At 42.8% G+C, this 15,495-nt stretch carries 11 protein-coding genes and 1 pseudogene; 9 read left to right on the forward strand and 3 right to left on the reverse strand.

All coding sequences use genetic code 11. The annotated features are described in order from the left end of the window. Positions 1-8: 8 nt before the first annotated feature. Positions 9-332, forward strand: coding sequence for a hypothetical protein (locus FOF60_RS10345; RefSeq protein WP_192473790.1), 324 nt, complete (start codon positions 9-11; stop codon positions 330-332). Positions 333-508: 176 nt separating this feature from the next. Here FOF60_RS10345 and FOF60_RS10350 read toward each other — a convergent pair whose 3' ends face one another. Beyond that, the gene (locus FOF60_RS10350) at positions 509-1,981 is read right to left on the reverse strand and encodes an ATP-binding protein (protein ID WP_192473789.1); all 1,473 of its coding nucleotides are present in this window, start codon (positions 1,979-1,981) and stop codon (positions 509-511) included. A 194-nt stretch (positions 1,982-2,175) separates the two neighbouring features. On the opposite strand from FOF60_RS10350, the gene FOF60_RS10355 reads away from it, so the two are divergent. The 3 genes from FOF60_RS10355 to FOF60_RS10365 are packed head-to-tail and all read left to right on the forward strand — an operon-like array spanning position 2,176 to position 4,399. After that, the gene (locus FOF60_RS10355; protein WP_192473788.1) at positions 2,176-2,712 is read left to right on the forward strand and encodes a sigma-70 family RNA polymerase sigma factor; all 537 of its coding nucleotides are present in this window, start codon (positions 2,176-2,178) and stop codon (positions 2,710-2,712) included. Next, positions 2,713-3,120, forward strand: coding sequence for a PadR family transcriptional regulator (locus FOF60_RS10360; protein ID WP_192473787.1), 408 nt, complete (start codon positions 2,713-2,715; stop codon positions 3,118-3,120). A 7-nt stretch (positions 3,121-3,127) separates the two neighbouring features. After that, positions 3,128-4,399 carry an FtsW/RodA/SpoVE family cell cycle protein gene (locus FOF60_RS10365; protein ID WP_192473786.1) on the forward strand — a complete coding sequence of 424 codons (1,272 nt, stop codon included), beginning with the start codon at positions 3,128-3,130 and terminating at the stop codon, positions 4,397-4,399. Positions 4,400-4,930: 531 nt separating this feature from the next. Here FOF60_RS10365 and FOF60_RS10370 read toward each other — a convergent pair. After that, positions 4,931-6,106, reverse strand: coding sequence for an IS256 family transposase (locus tag FOF60_RS10370; RefSeq protein ID WP_192469760.1), 1,176 nt, complete (start codon positions 6,104-6,106; stop codon positions 4,931-4,933). Between the two features lie 380 nt (positions 6,107-6,486). Between FOF60_RS10370 and FOF60_RS10375 the strand changes: the two genes are divergently transcribed. Then, complete coding sequence (locus FOF60_RS10375) at positions 6,487-7,959, forward strand: substrate-binding domain-containing protein (protein WP_192472396.1); 1,473 nt, start codon at positions 6,487-6,489, stop codon at positions 7,957-7,959. Positions 7,960-8,124: 165 nt separating this feature from the next. On the opposite strand, the gene FOF60_RS10380 is transcribed toward FOF60_RS10375, so the two are convergent. Next, positions 8,125-8,916, reverse strand: coding sequence for a TIGR00266 family protein (locus FOF60_RS10380; protein WP_192472397.1), 792 nt, complete (start codon positions 8,914-8,916; stop codon positions 8,125-8,127). 443 nt (positions 8,917-9,359) lie between these two features. Here FOF60_RS10380 and FOF60_RS10385 point away from each other — a divergent pair, with 443 nt between their 5' ends. The 4 genes and pseudogenes from FOF60_RS10385 (at position 9,360) to FOF60_RS10400 (ending at position 15,184) form a co-directional block, all read left to right on the forward strand. After that, a complete protein-coding gene (locus tag FOF60_RS10385) occupies positions 9,360-9,608 on the forward strand; it encodes a heterocycloanthracin/sonorensin family bacteriocin (RefSeq protein WP_319801582.1) in 249 nt (82 codons plus the stop codon). Between the two features lie 152 nt (positions 9,609-9,760). After that, the gene (locus FOF60_RS10390) at positions 9,761-11,671 is read left to right on the forward strand and encodes a putative thiazole-containing bacteriocin maturation protein (protein ID WP_192472398.1); all 1,911 of its coding nucleotides are present in this window, start codon (positions 9,761-9,763) and stop codon (positions 11,669-11,671) included. Beyond that, a pseudogene (locus FOF60_RS10395) lies at positions 11,668-13,616 on the forward strand (TOMM precursor leader peptide-binding protein). The gene FOF60_RS10390 and the pseudogene FOF60_RS10395 overlap by 4 nt, the downstream one beginning before the upstream one ends. 11 nt (positions 13,617-13,627) lie before the next feature. Further along, entirely contained in the window at positions 13,628-15,184 is a 1,557-nt protein-coding gene (locus tag FOF60_RS10400) for a SagB family peptide dehydrogenase (RefSeq protein WP_192472399.1), read from the forward strand. Positions 15,185-15,495 lie beyond the last annotated feature (311 nt).

The following is a 15,495-nucleotide window of genomic DNA, read 5'->3' on the forward strand; positions in this document are numbered from 1 at the left end:
GGTAACAGATGTACAGATTGAAAAAACTTCTTACTAGTTTGTTGTACAGGCTGTTTAGAATAAAACCTAAAAATGGTGGCTGGACATCATTTGCTCCTTTAAAAATTGTACCTGAATATACAGTTGACATGGAAAAAGGTCAAGTAACCGGAGTAGTGAAACATGCTGAAAAGGCATATTTAACGGTTATCGTGGATGTAGCTAATAAGAAAACAGTAACAAAAGGGAGTCTTAAAGGAATCCGAAAGTATACTAAGCCGTTTAAAAAGAGCCATTACATAGAAATGGTAAAAGGCGAGGCTGAATTTTTACTTGAGAATGAAAAACCCTGATTTGATTGTAGAAAAAAATGCCGAACCCGATTTAAGTTCACGGGTCCGGCATTCATTTTTTTGTTTAAGGCTGTTCTCAGTTTGTTTGATTGTTGTTTTTCGTACTTGCACCTTCAGTTCTCTTAAAGTGGAATCTTCAGAAAAAACAGGTTGAGAAAGCAAAAAAGTTTACGTAATTAGCCATAATTATTTTGCATGTGTGCTTCTGAAGACTCGTCCTGGATATTAGATGGCTCATGTAAAGGCAATGTCAGCGTAACGGTAGTGCCTTCATCAACGATGCTGGTGAAATTGATTTTGCCGCCATGGTTTTTAATGATTTTCTGGCAAATCATCAAGCCGAGTCCTGTTCCTTTTTCCTTTGTACTATAGAAGGGTTCACCTAGTTTATTTAGCCGGTCTTCGGGAATTCCGGCGCCCTGGTCAATTACCTGGATTGAAGCAAGATCGGTGTCCTGTGAGATGGCAACGATGATTTCTCCACCGTCAGCCATTGCCTCAATCGAATTTTGGATTAAATTGATCAACACCTGCTTTATTTTATCAGGCTCACATTCTATGTATAAATTAGGTGTATCAGTTTTAACCTTAATGAAGGCATCTGATAGTGTTGCCTGTGGATTAAGTAGATTTACAACACCATTCACAAGGGAAATCAAGTCTACGTTTGATAGATTGGATGCCTGAGGCTTAGCAAGGACCAGTAAGTCTCCTACTATAGATTCAATTCGTGCCAACTCATCAAGAATAATCTCAGCATAATCTTCCGCTTCTTCAGCTGGATGTTCACTTAAAAGTTGGGTGAAGCCTTTTATGGCAGTCAATGGATTCCTGATTTCATGAGCGATTCCGGCTGCCATTTGGCCAATGACAGAAAGTTTTTCAGCCACCTGCAGCTGATCCTCAGTTTTCCGCTGCTCTGTTATATCCTTGATGATGATAAGTGAGACGTCTCTGTTCTTGAAGACTGTTGGAATCAGCTGTACCTCAGCCCTCTTCGTATCATGATCTTTTCGAATTAAACTGATTTCAAAATCACTAGAGTCTCTTGAATCCAGACTTTGTTTCAGGAGCTTATAGTCCTGTGGATTAATATAGTCATACAAAGATGTACCAATGATCTCTTCGAAACTGGTTGCGCCCATTAATTTTTTTCCTTGCTCATTAATGTATGTCCACACTCCGTATTTTGTGATAATCCCCATTGTATCCTTGGAATGTTCGAGGAACAGCCGATCTCTCCTCTGATTTTCTTTTATTTTTTCCGCCTGATTAACACGATGTGTAACATCTCTTGAAATCAGCACTATCTCAGAGTGGTCTTCATTCACCTTCGTGCTGCTGGATTCCAGCCATATATAATCGCCTTCTTTTCTTCTGAACCGGAACGGAATTTCTCCGGGATGAAAGTTAGAAAAATACTTTTCTAACTTTTCTTGGTCCAATGGATGGCAAAAATTGAAAATGGATTTTCCGTGCAGCTCGGAAGGTGTGTAGCCAAGATTTTCACAAGAAGGTGCTACATATTGGAAGCTTCCATCAAGGGAATGACTGGAGATAAAATCTTTAGCGTGTATTAGTGCTAAGCTTATATCATGAAAACTATTTATATCTGGGGCATAGGCTTGTTGACATTCTTCTTTAATCATTTAAAAGCCTCCCTAAAATTATTTTGTATAATAAGTGAATACGATTGACATCCATCTTCTATTTTACTAGACGAAAGTGAAGACGGTCGAATATTATTCTCAATTTTTAAAAAATAGAACTTTTATCCCTATTTAACTAAACCCAAACTTTTTTCAAGGGTGCGTCGTCTATAAACTATGAAGGGGGAACAGTTGTGGATGATATTACAATTGGCATCAATGTAAGCGAGAATGCCGCAGAAGCAATTGATGAAATCATGACAAGGTATGGTCAAGAGATTCTGCAACTCGCTTTTTCATATGTGAAAAATAAACAAATCGCTGAGGATCTGACTCAGGAGATTTTCGTGAAATGTTATCGATCGCTTCATACATATAGCGGTAAATCAAAGTTTCGGACCTGGCTTTGGAGAATCGCTTCCAATCACTGCAAGGATTACTTAAAAAGCTGGTACAACAAGAATGTCTTTACAACCGATTACCAGCCCATTTATGATTCAATCCAAAGTGAAAGTGTTGAGCAAACGGTGATCCAGGACGAAGAAGACGGGCAGCTGGCATCGGCCGTCATGGAGTTGCCGGTTCATTATCGGGAAGTGATTTATCTTTTCTATTTTGAGGAGATGTCGATCAAGGAAATAGCTGTCGTGACAGAGTCAAAAGAAAACACCATCAAGACGCGGCTAAAGCGAGCAAAAGAACTTCTGAAGGAAAGATTGGAGGAAATATAAATGGAAGACCGGCTAAGTAAACTCCGAAAATCTATGGAGAAGTCCGCATTTAAAGAACTCAATTTTTCAGAAAAGATGAGGAAAGAAATTCACAAACAAATAAATATGCCAGATGAGAATGATGATTTAATCACGTTGGCCATCCTGCAGCTTCTTTTACATGAAAAAACAGGCTATGAATTAACCGGGCTGCTAAGGTCAAGGGGTCTCAAAAAATTCGAGGACAATGAGGGTTCTTTGTACACTATGCTGCACACGCTTGAACAGAAACGTCTGATTGGATCCTGTTGGAATGAAGAAGGAGCGAAATACTATCAGATTACCGATAAAGGGAGAAAATATGCCCGCAGGCTGGAGAAGAACACCGTCTCCGGTACAATCGCCATAAAAGGATTGCTAGAGGAGTGACCGTGCTATGAGTAATAAATGGAATCTTTTTTTAAGTGAAGTAACGACACATATCCGTTCAAAGGAAGCGAAAAAGTTTGTAGCCTCGGAATTGGAATTTCACCTAAATCAGGTGAAGAAGGAATGGATCGGGAAAGGCATGAGTGAGGAGGCGGCGGAGGAAAAGGCAGTAAGCCAAATGGGAAGTCCGGCCAAGCTTGGACACGAGTTGAATAAACTTCATAAACCGAGGATTGACTGGTGGCTGATTAGCTTGCTGGCTATTACCATGGCGCTGAGTTTCCTGCCCCTGCTTACATTGGGAGATGAGTTAGGGGGCAATTTTATGGCTAAGAAAGCCATTCATGTCTTCCTTGGTGTATTGTTGGCGGTGATCATGATGTTTATCGATTATCGGAAGTTTGAAGGAAAAGGTTGGGCTTTTTACTCAGTTGGAGTGTTCTTTCTTTTCATGTTGATCAACTTTCCAAACAGAATCCTGAACGGAGCTCCATACTTTCAGATTGGCCCATTCCAAATCGAAAGCTATTTCGCTTTGCCATTTTTATTCCTGGGATGGGGGTCATTTTTCAATAACTCAAAAATAAAACTTTGGCAGTACTTCATTTTATTCGCATTACCGCTGATGCTATTTTTGGCCGTACCAAACATGGCAGTAAGTTTCATTTATATCGTAATGGTATTTGTGATGATGTGGTGGAGTGCAATTAGCAGGAAAACGGCAATGATCATTACGATCGCTTCAGGCTTTGGTGCTGCCGCTTATGGCACACTTGGTTGGTTTACTGCTGCAGAATATCAGTTTGCCAGAATATTAGGGTTCCTCAATCCGGAAAAATATCCATCCACATGGGGATATAACTACCTGCAGCTGAAAGAACGCTTAGCTTCTTCCGGCTGGTTCGGTCCTGCTGCCAAAAGTAATGCGTTGCCATTCGAACATACGGATTATGCCTTCGTCAATCTGACTTATCACTACGGGTATCTATTTGCGATTGGACTATTCGTGATCCTATCATTATTTGCAGCCAGGATTATAATGATTTCTTTTCAAATTAACTCCCGGTTTGCAAACCTGTTGCTTGTTGGCGGGGTGACATTGTTCCTTGTCCAATTCATCTATAACATCGGAATGCTGATTGGCCTGCTCCCACTGACGTCCATGTCTCTGCCATTCATCAGTTATGGATTCGTCCCGATGGTCTTCAACGCATTTATTATGGGAGTAGTATTAAGTGTCTATCGGAGGAAGGATTTTATTTTAAATAAAACGGCTTGATGATGGGGGCGGAACTGTATTTAATACGGTTCCTCTTTTATATATTTATGTTGAGGGAAACTACTTCACGCTACCAATTATTTACAATGATGCCCTGATTTTTTAAAACGGATAATTAGGTCACCAATAGAAGTTATTGGTGCTCTGTTTTCTCAAAAACTGGATAATTAGGTCACCAATAGGGTTCATTGGTGCCCTGTTTTCTCAAAAACTGTAAATTTAGGTCACCAATAGGGTTCATTGGTGACCTATTTTCTCAAAAACTGGATAATTAGGTCACCAATAGGGCTCATTGGTGCCCTGTTTTCTCAAAAACTGTAAATTTTGGACACCAAGAGAGGTTATTGGAGTCAAGTCCTGGTTATTGTGTAAAATCAACGGCAAATGTTCTCAACCAAACCCTTTCATTTTTTTGCGAAGCTTCCATGGTTTCTTTTCTTCATCTCCGGGTAGGGATGTCAAATGGTTTTCAATTTGATATCCCTTCCCGGAGATGTAATCATCCATGATGGAAGTGGAGCTGAAAATGCGCTAATATACCCGACCCATTAAAGATTTCCTCTTTGTGTAGTCTGACACATGGTAATGCATCAGAACGGCACCAACCAAACGGTACGCAGATTGGGAATTAGGGAAAATACGGATCACTCTTTCCCTCCTGCGAACCTCCTGGTTCAGCCGTTCCAATGAGTTGGTGCTTCGGATATGGATACGAATGTTTTCAGGAAAATTCATATATTGTATGGTATCTTCGAAACCTTCATCCAAGATGGCAAGCGCTTTTCCAAACCTTGCCTCATTACTAAAACGGTTCATCAATTCATCTTTGAACCGGCGTACGTCATCAATCGTAACTGCTTCAAATACTCGCTTTATCATCATGCGGATTTCAGCTGAATCCTTTTTGGGCAACTTTTCAATGATATTTCGTTTGAAATGGACATTGCATCTTTGCCAGGCAGCGCCTATAAATTCACGTTGGATGGCTTTCTGCAGTCCTTGGTGGGCATCTGAAATTATAAGTTTGGGTGATTGGAGGCCGCGTGATTTAAGCTGTTGGAAAAAACGGCTCCAGCTTTCAAAACTTTCCGCATGGTCAACACTTAGGCCAAGGATTTCACGTGTATGATTCTCTGTAATGGCTGTCGTAATATAAACAGCTTTAGATACGACTCGATTGTGCTCACGCACCTTTATATACATGGCATCTGCGAAAACGTAAGGGTAGTAGGTAGTATTTAATGGTCGTCCAGCCCATTCATTCACAATAGGATCAAGCTTCTGTGTAAGGGATGAAACAAAGGACTTGGACACATTCTTACCACAGAGTTGTTCCACGATGTTGGTCACTTTCCGCGTCGAAACACCATTGACAACCATCTCCAACATGGAAAGGACCAGGGCCTGATCACACCGGGCATACTTTTCGAAAACGGTGGTTGAGAATTCGCCATTACGCGTCCGTGGAACCTTTAGGGCTATATTTCCGATACTCATCAACAGTTCTCGTTCATAGTAACCGTTCCGGTAGTCACGGCGTTCGACAGCACGTTCATAAGGGGCAGCCTTTAAATAGTCGTCTCTTTCCTTTTCCATAAACTCATTTAATACCAACACAACGGCTGATTTAATGACCATATCAAGGTTGGAATTTACAATGGCTTCTTTTAAAACATCAACATTCAGGTTAAACTGTACTTGAGTCATTTATATTCCTCTTTTCACTTGTTTATCGTGGTTGAAAACAGTGTTGCCAAGAGTGAATAAAATGACTCTTTCTTTTTACACAATTATACGGACTTAATCGTTATTGGTGCCCTGTTTTCTCGAAAACTGGATAATTAGGTCACCAATAGGGTTCATTGGTGCCCTATTTTCTCAAAAACTGTAAATTTTGGACACCAAGAGAGGTTATTGGTGCCCTGTTTTCTCAAAAACTGGATAATTAGGTCACCAATAGAATTAATTGTCGCTCCCAATCCATTTACTTCCAAGTTTTATGTTTACTTCTAAAATTACATATTTACTAAAATATTCATATAGTGTAAAATTACACTATATTAAACTAGTTACTGGGGGTCTTCATTTTGAAGAAGGATGCCGGTTTTTTAATTATTTACTTAATATTTATGCCTCTCTTTCTATCATTGTTAGGGATTGCAGTTTTAGCGATTGAGAATTATGGGCCGCCTATTATGGTATTGACCATCTCGATTCTGGCTCTTATTATAGGGTACCGTTTTGGGAAAAGGCCAAGGGCTGCCTCGTTTTATGGGCGATATCTTCCGGTTTTTGCACCTCTTTTACTGACGGTACTTCTTGCTGCCATAGGGATGATTATTTCTAAAGGCTTTTTCGGGCACCAGGTTTGGGGAATCTTCGTATTCGCGCTATTCCCTTTTTTACCGAATTCTTTTATTTCAGCATTGATGGGTGAATTCATTCTTACCTTCGCTGTGCCGTTTTCTTATTATTTATTCTTTTTGATCGGCTTTTTCGCTTCTGAACGGAAAACCCAGAAGAAAGTCATTATAAAAAAGGGAAATCTGATCGCAGGCGTCGGTATCATTGTGCTGCTCTTGGCTGTGATTGGAACAATCTATATTGAGCGGAGCAAGCATGTTCTTCCACCTTCATATGGATTTGATTATGGCAATGGCTTCTCGAGTGTTGACCTTGAACCATACTATGTGACGAACCCAAATAATAAATTACCAAAGCTGGAAGGCCCGGCAAGTTTTAGTGTGGAAACTCAAAGTGAAATGCCAATTTTGGATGGAGCAGAGGCAGCTTATCCAGTATATGCGGCCTTCGCAAACGCGACATATAAAGAGATAAGAAGTAACAACACGCTTCCGACTGGTGAAGAGGTCGTTAGTTTTACGAATACGCTCTATGCCTTTGAGAGACTTGTATCAGGTGAAGTAGATATATTTTTCGGTGCCCAGCCCTCGGCTTCGCAACAAAGCCTGGCAGAGAGTAAGGGGAAGGAGCTCGTCCTCACTCCAATTGGGAAGGAAGCATTTGTGTTTTTCGTAAATGAAAAAAATCCAGTTGACAACCTGAATTCAGAGGAAATTAAATCGATTTACTCAGGTAAAATAAACAATTGGAGTGAAGTGGGTGGAAAGGAAAACAGGATTATGGCTTTCCAGCGGCCGGCAGACTCTGGCAGCCAGACGATCATGGAAAAATTCATGGGTGACACCCCGTTGATGCCCGCTTTGAAAGAAGAAGTGGCGGGAATGGGCGATTTGATGGAGGAGGTTGCCAGCTACCGTAACTACAATAACTCCCTTGGTTACTCATTCCGCTTTTTCACAACTGGCATGAATCCGAATGCAAAAATCAAGCTGGTTTCACTGGATGGAGTTGAACCATCACCAGAAAATATCGAGTCAGGTAAATATCCATTTGTCGTCAACCTGTATGCAATTACAGTAAAGGATAACCGGAAAAAATCGGTGCAACCGATGCTGGAATGGATGCAGGGACCCGAGGGGCAGAAGCTGATTGAGGAGGTTGGTTATATTCCTTTGAAAGGGGAAGCTGCTAATTAGAAAATGGCTAGCTGAAAAGGATGTCAAAAGATGAAAATAGTAGAATCAGCGCACTGCAAAACTATTTTTAGGCTGCTTCGTTCCAGAGTATTACCCGAACACAATATCGTTTTTATCAATGGAAAAGGATGGTTCCGATTCGGAAACCATCCCTTTTTGTATTCTCTATTCGCCATCAAGCATTCTGAAGACTCCGCCAAGGACGCTGCCTTCACCTTTGTTCTGGCCTCCAGCTTGTGGAGCCGCGGCGAAAACTCTGCTGGCAAGGCGGCTGAATGGAAGTGATTGAATCCAAACAGTACCTGGTCCTCTGAGTGTTGCAAAGAAAAGCCCTTCTCCGCCAAATAGTGCAGTTTTAATTCCTTTTACCATTTCGATGTCGTAATTCACATTGCTCGTCATTGCAACAAGGCAGCCGGTGTCGACTTTAATGACTTCTCCTGGCTGAAGCTCTCTCTTATGTATCGTTCCGCCCGCATGGACAAATGCCATTCCGTCTCCTTCAAGCTTCTGCATGATGAAGCCTTCTCCGCCGAAAAAACCTGCTCCAAGCTTCCTTTGGAATTCAACCCCGACAGAAACTCCTTTAGCCGCAGCAAGGAAAGCGTCTTTTTGGCAAATGATCTTGCCGCCATTCTGGCTTAGATTCATCGGAATGATTTTACCAGGGTAGGGTGACGCGAATGATACATGCTTCTTATCGTGGCCAATGTTCGTGAATGTTGTCATGAAAAGGCTCTCGCCCGTCAACAACCGCTTTCCTGCACCAAACAGTTTGCCAACCAAGCCGCCGCCACTACCGGAGCCATCGCCAAAAATCGTCTCCATTTCAATTTGCTGGTCCATCATCATCAGACTGCCAGCCTCAGCTACAACCGTTTCATTCGGATCCAGTTCAACCTCTACAAACTGCATGTCATCGCCATAAATCTTATAATCAATTTCATGGTTTCTCAATGCTTTTCCCTCCAGAAAAATCTACTTTACATGTTCATTGTACAACTTTGCGTAGGAAGTTGCAGAATTTTTAAAAGGACAGCATTCTTCGGGCATCATGAAAGATTTTGGGTTTTAGAACCTCAATTATTTCATTTTAAAGGTACGCATTTGTTTTCCTGCTTCTGCCCTTGATTAAAGGCTGAAACAGTTAAGATTTTTGGCATTAGAATATGTTCAGTTTCATTTAGAAAATCCTCAACACCCAAAAATAGGCTTTTGCATATGTGACAATGCCCACTTCGTCTACATAAATTGTTAAAGAGTATCCTTATTAATTGGTGTCTTATCCTTATATACAGAAATATTTGCATATTGCTCACTTGGTTTCTTGCTTAGTTGGAGCCCTGTCAATTTTTCGAGGAGGTAAACAAATGATGAATAATTTTCAAAATGAACTGCAAATGCTGAATGTTGGTGATTTCCAGGCAACTCAGCCGGTTAGCTGGGATCAAAACCAGTACCATTCAGGGGATGAACGTATTTTTTTAGGACTGGGTGGCTTTGGCGGTTGTTTCGGTTTTTCTTGCTTCTTTAGCTGCTTTGGGTGCGGCGGGTGTTTCCGCTGCGGTGGATGTGGCGGCTGTGGAAGATGTGCTCATTGCGGCGGGTGCGGACGCTGTGGCGGTTGTGGCCGCTGCCATCGTGGTTAAGTTAATTAATCCAGAATTCAGCCCCTGCGGTAATTCTTTGCAGGGGCTTTTCTTATTTCATTCCGAGACATAAGGGACAAATTGCGCTACATACGATGATAATGACAGTCAATGAAGCAGAGTAAAGGCTTTAATGCCTGAGGAGGAGTGAGATGGTGAAGTTGGAACCTTCTATGATATTGAAGGTGAAAAGAGATACGTTTTATCTCGCAGAACCGAACCGGGGAGTTTATTTAAGGAATAATTCATGTTCATTCCGTCTTGAAGGGAATGGTATTGACCAATGGGTTGAAAAGCTTTTGCCAATGTTTAACGGGGAGTATTCGCTGGGAAAATTGACGGATGGCCTGCCTGAACCATACAGGGAGCGTGTTTATCAAATTGCTGAGGCTCTTTTTGAGAATGGTTTTGTCCGGGACGTGAGCCAGGATGAACCGCATCAATTATCTGAGCAAGTCCTGAAAAAATTCGCTTCGCAAATAGAGTTTGTCGATAATTTGGCTGGTTCAGGTGCATCAAGGTTCCAGTCATTCCGCAAGGCAAAGGTACTGGCCATCGGCTCTGGTCCCATGTTGAATTCACTCGTATCGACTTTGCTTGAATCCGGTCTGGAGAAAGTGAATGTCGCTATTACAGATGAAAGCCGGACGAATAGAAAAAGATTGGCAGAGCTCGTGAATCATGCACGTAAAACAGATTCGGAGGTGGAGTACAAGGAATTTTATAATATGAATGGGAACTGGAGCGAGCTGCTGAGGCCTTTCGACTCGGTCCTGTACATTTCACAAAATGGCAATGTGGAGGAATTGAAGGTTTTGCAATCAATCTGCAGGGAGGAAAGGAAAACCTTCATTCCTGCCATCCTGTTCAAACAAACAGGCATAGCGGGTCCATCGTTTATTCCAGATTCAGAGCTTTGTTGGGAGTCGGCGTGGCGGCGATTGCATTCTTCTGTTTTCGTAAAAGAGCAGAGCGACTCTCCTGCATCTTTGACCTCTGGAGCTTTGCTGGCTAATGTTATTACATTTGAATTATATAAAGAACTCGCAGGTATCACGAAAGCTGATCAAAGAAACCGGATTTATTTGCTCAATCTAGACACTCTTGAGGGAAGCTGGCATTTGGTTTCACCACATCCCTTAGTAACTGGAATTTTCTCATCCGCAGAGGTAGAAGACATTGAAGAGCGGCTCGGTCAGGACCTCAGAAAAGCTGAACCAGAAAAATTTTTGCAGTATTTCAGTCTATTTACTTCAAAGGAGACGGGAATTTTACATGAGTGGGAAGAGGGGGATCTTAAGCAGCTTCCATTGGCACAATGCAGGGTTCAGGCAGTCGATCCGCTGTCAGATGGGCCGTCTGAATTACTGACAGCAAGGGTTTGTACAGGGTTCACACATGAAGAAGCGAGAATGGAGGCGGCGTTGACGGGGATTGAATCATATACTGCCCGCCTTGCAGAAATCATTGAAAACCGCGGCATTCTGGGTGTTGGTGCCGGTGAAACTTTTGCGGAAGCTGTTGGGCGAGGTCTGCAAAAATGTCTCTCCAAAGAACTGGATCATCGAAAGCTCAGTGAAAAAGAGTCGATTTCCCTTGTCGACCTCGAGCCGATTGAAGACCAACGTTGTGCTTTTTATATAAAGGCTCTCACTACGATACAGGGAGCACCCCTAGCAGGGATTGGAAAGGAAATTCGTGGCTTCCCTGTTGTCTGGATCGGAACAAAGAGAGGCTGGTATGGAAGTGCTGGTCTGAATGCAACTTTGGCATTAAGAAGCGCTTTGCAGATTGCTTTATCCGATTTTCAAAATGAGTCAGCTGGGGATGGGTCTCAAGTTCTGCAGGATTCAGAGGTTTATTTTTCTGAAATAGGTAAACAAAGCTTGGAAATTCCAGAATATACTGGAAGGTTTCAGTGTGAAATCCTGCAGGCAGCCATTGAGGTTCTTAAACAGAACAGAACCAAAATGTTCGTTTATGAATTAAGCATTGAACCGATTTTCAAACAACAACTAGATGGAGTATATGGTGTATTGCTGCGAGGGGAGGGATCAAGTTGAGTTCCTTCGTAGTCATTATAGGAGAAGGTTGGCTGGCTGATTGTGTTGCTGAGGAATTATCATCACGCTATCAAGTGTTCAGAAGGATTGATTTTGAGAATGGACTGCCCGAGAATTCAGAGTTGATGCTTGTCCTTCATGATTATTGGAACCCCATAGCGCATCAAAAAGCTGAAGAAGCGGTAAAACTGACTGGCAGTCCCTGGCTCCGGGCCTTTGTTTCGTTTGGGGAGGGAATCATTGGGCCGCTCGTCAGGCCAGGCAAACCTGGATGTTTGCAATGTGCTGACCTGAGGAAGCTGCTAGGGGGCCAGGAGCGAAGCGAAATGCGAAAGGTGAAGCGAAAGCTGGAAGCCGAAAAAGAAACACCTTCGGATTCATGGGCATCGAAAAATGGACTTCTGCATTTGGTTCATTTAATTGTAACTGAAGCGGATAAGGTTCTAGCGGGCAAGAAGGGCCTTTCGGCAGGACAGATGTATTTTACCGACTTAAAACATTGAATGGATCCTGGCATTCGTTCCTGGCGGATTCCCTGTGCCAGGTATGCAGTACCATTCCAGACGATTCAGCTTCGCTTGCAAAAATCGCATTAAATCCAAGTCCGAAGATCAGTGCCGGCAGCTATCGATGTACACCGCTGGATAAGATGAAGGAAGTGCTCGTTGCCGATTATTTTGACAATCGGACAGGGCTTTTAAACAGTAAAATGTACGATTTGGTCACCCCTTTCGCAGATGCGAGCGTCAATCTGCCAATGATTACTGGCGGCAACGAAGGCACAGCCGGCAGGACACAATGCTACGCAGAAAGCGAATTGACTGCCATACTGGAAGGACTTGAGCGCCACTGTGGACTTCAGCCCCGCGGAAAGCGGACTGTCATCCATGATAGTTACCGGAACTTGGAAGAGCAGGCATTGAACCCAGTAGAAGTAGGTGTCCATGCTGATGAAGAATATGAAAAGCCCGGTTTTCCATTTCAAAAATTCGACCCTGAACGGCCAATGGATTGGGTTTGGGGTTACTCTCTGATCGAAGAGCGCCCGATTCTCGTGCCAGAGCTTCTATCCTATTATAGTCTGGGTTGCGGTTCAGCCGGATTTGTCTATGAAACGTCCAATGGCTGCGCGCTTGGCGGAAGCAGGGAAGAGGCGATTTTCTACGGAATCATGGAAGTGGTGGAGCGGGATTCCTTCCTTTTGTCATGGTACTCAAAACTGAAACTGCCTCGCCTTGATCTTCAATCTGCCGATGATGAAGAACTGCTATTGATGGCGGAGCGGATGAGGGCTGTAGCTGGCTATGATCTGTATTTATATAATGCCACCATGGAGCATGGAATTCCAAGTGTATGGGCTCTGGCGAAAAACAGAAAGGATAAAGGATTAAATATTATTTGTGCGGCAGGGGCCCACCTTGATCCGGTCAAGGCAGCGAAAAGTGCTGTTCAGGAGCTCGCCGGCATGATGCTGAATCTAGATGGGAAATTGGAAGGAAACAAGGAGAAATACTTGCAAATGCTTGATGATGATTCACTAGTGCGGGAAATGGATGATCATGGAATGCTATATGGATTACCGCAGGCAGAGGACCGTTTAGGCTTCCTGCTCGAAGATGACCGGCCATTACAGAGTTTTCAAGCCGCTTTTCAAAAGGGCTCACGTCATGCTGACCTGACGGAGGATCTAAAGGGTATTCTCATGGAATTCCGCCGGTTGGGCCTCAATGTTATCGTTGTCGACCAGACTCCTCCCGAAATAAGGAAAAATGGTCTTTATTGTGTGAAAGTATTGATACCGGGGATGCTGCCAATGACCTTTGGGCACCATCTGACTCGCCTCAAAGGGCTTGACCGGGTGCTCCACGTCCCAATGAAGCTTGGTTATTTCAATAAACCGTTGTCATTTGAAGAACTAAATCACTTCCCGCATCCGTTCCCTTAGGAGGCAGCAGAATGAATCTTGAGCAATTTTTAATCGATCTTCAGTTTAATATAGAACGTGCCAATCAGGAAAACTGGGAACCTAACTGGGAAGACGCTCCACTACCCTATAAACTGTATCGAGGATTGCCAGTAGTGCCTCTGTCAGGGGAGGTGCCTTTGTCCCTGGCAGAAAACAGGCAACCAGCCACACCGGGTATCAAGGAAATCGGACATTTCCTCTGGTATGTTTATGGAATAACGCAAGTAAGCGAGTCGCATTTTTCAGATGAGGTTGATCCAGTCCATACCTTTAGGAGGCATGCTCCTTCCGGCGGGGGCCTTTATCCTAACGAACTTTATCTTTATTTAAAGCTAGAGGATCTGCCTGACGGGATCTACCATTATGACCCGGCTCATCATCGCCTTGTTTTGCTGCGGGCTGGAAACTTCGATTCCTATATTGCTTCTGCTCTTGGTGACCGTTGCGATATCTCTTCCTGTTTTGGGACTGCATTCGTTTCTACAATGTTTTGGAAAAACTTCTTTAAATACAATAATTTCTCCTACCGGCTGCAAGGATTAGATGCTGGGGTACTGATGGGGCAGCTTCTGGCAACAGCAAAACGTTTTGGCTTCGCTTCTGGTGTTTACTTTCAGTATCTGGATTCGGCAATCAATTATCTTCTCGGCTTATGTGAGCAGGAGGAGAGTGTGTATTCAATTATTCCGCTGTCAGTGGAAATGACCAACTGGTCTGCAAACGGAGCAGCTTCACGCTATAACATAACGTCTGATGAATTGAAAAGGGAACTGAAACCGGTTCTATTTAAGAGTTATGAAAGGTCGAAAAAAGTTTTGGAGTTTCCGAAATTAATAGCATTGAATGAAGCCTCAAAACTAGAGTCGACCGAGTCGTTTAACGGGGTATGTAACCCGCCTTGTGAAGTTAAAGAAAGTGTGCAGATCACTCTCCCGCATACGGAATCATTAGCGTTTGATTTGGCAGAGGTAAGCAAAAAACGTTCTTCTCCAGAGATGGACTTTGTTTTGTCCAGGGTGAGTCAGCAGCAGCTGGCCTCCTTGTTGAAGGAATCAATGTCGGCTGTTGCCTACCGGAATGATTTGGACGAAATTCACTCCAGCCAGGAGCCAAGGGTTTCAATCTATGGCTGTTTCTATAATGTAGAAGGCATCACAAATGGAGCCTACTACTACAACCATGCAGAACATAGATTACAAGAAATCCAGCAAGGGGACCAACGTCTGCGTTTACAAACAATGTTGTCGATTGATAATGTAAACCTGCAGCAAGTACCAATTTGCCTGCATGTCGCAGGCAATAAGGAATTTTTACGAGAAGAATTAGGGTACAGAGGTTATCGAATACTACAAATGGAAGCAGGAATGCTCGTTCAAAGTTTACTTTTAGCAGCATCTGCACTTGGATTAGGGGGCCATCCCCTTCTTGGGTTCGATGCTAGCAAGGCCGACGATCTTTATCGAATGAAAGGAAAAACTAGCTTAATCCAGATACCAATCGGCTCATATCGACCACGTCAATGGTTAAAAGGAAGTTTGCACAGCTAGGTAAGCAGAAATAGGCGAAAATGAAAGGCAAGGGAAACAGTCTTACAGGGTCGTTATTCGTGCGAAAAATGCCAAAGTAATCTGGCGCAAGAAAATTTTATATCAGAAAACGCACAGTAAATGATTTACTGTGCGTTTTTAAGTTGTGTAGTTTACTGAATTTTTTGGAGTTTTTGAGAAATCTTATGGTAAACTATAAGAAATCTATTTGTAAAATTTTACAAATGAAGATTGATAGTAAATGAAATGTTTATTTTTCAATATTCTTTTGAGGGAGAGGAGCTCTTATCATGATTTGGTTTCGCCACTTA

Source organism: Mesobacillus jeotgali, assembly GCF_014856545.2.
In the GTDB taxonomy this organism is placed as follows: domain Bacteria; phylum Bacillota; class Bacilli; order Bacillales; family Cytobacillaceae; genus Mesobacillus.

Coding starts and splice junctions, on each gene's coding strand:
- FOF60_RS10400 (WP_192472399.1), top strand. CDS start 13,628: ATGAATCTTGAGCAATTTTTAATCGATCTTCAGTTTAATATAGAACGT.
- FOF60_RS10390 (WP_192472398.1), top strand. CDS start 9,761: ATGGTGAAGTTGGAACCTTCTATGATATTGAAGGTGAAAAGAGATACG.
- FOF60_RS10360 (WP_192473787.1), top strand. CDS start 2,713: ATGGAAGACCGGCTAAGTAAACTCCGAAAATCTATGGAGAAGTCCGCA.
- FOF60_RS10370 (WP_192469760.1), bottom strand. CDS start 6,106: ATGACTCAAGTACAGTTTAACCTGAATGTTGATGTTTTAAAAGAAGCC.
- FOF60_RS10350 (WP_192473789.1), bottom strand. CDS start 1,981: ATGATTAAAGAAGAATGTCAACAAGCCTATGCCCCAGATATAAATAGT.
- FOF60_RS10385 (WP_319801582.1), top strand. CDS start 9,360: ATGCTGAATGTTGGTGATTTCCAGGCAACTCAGCCGGTTAGCTGGGAT.
- FOF60_RS10345 (WP_192473790.1), top strand. CDS start 9: ATGTACAGATTGAAAAAACTTCTTACTAGTTTGTTGTACAGGCTGTTT.
- FOF60_RS10365 (WP_192473786.1), top strand. CDS start 3,128: ATGAGTAATAAATGGAATCTTTTTTTAAGTGAAGTAACGACACATATC.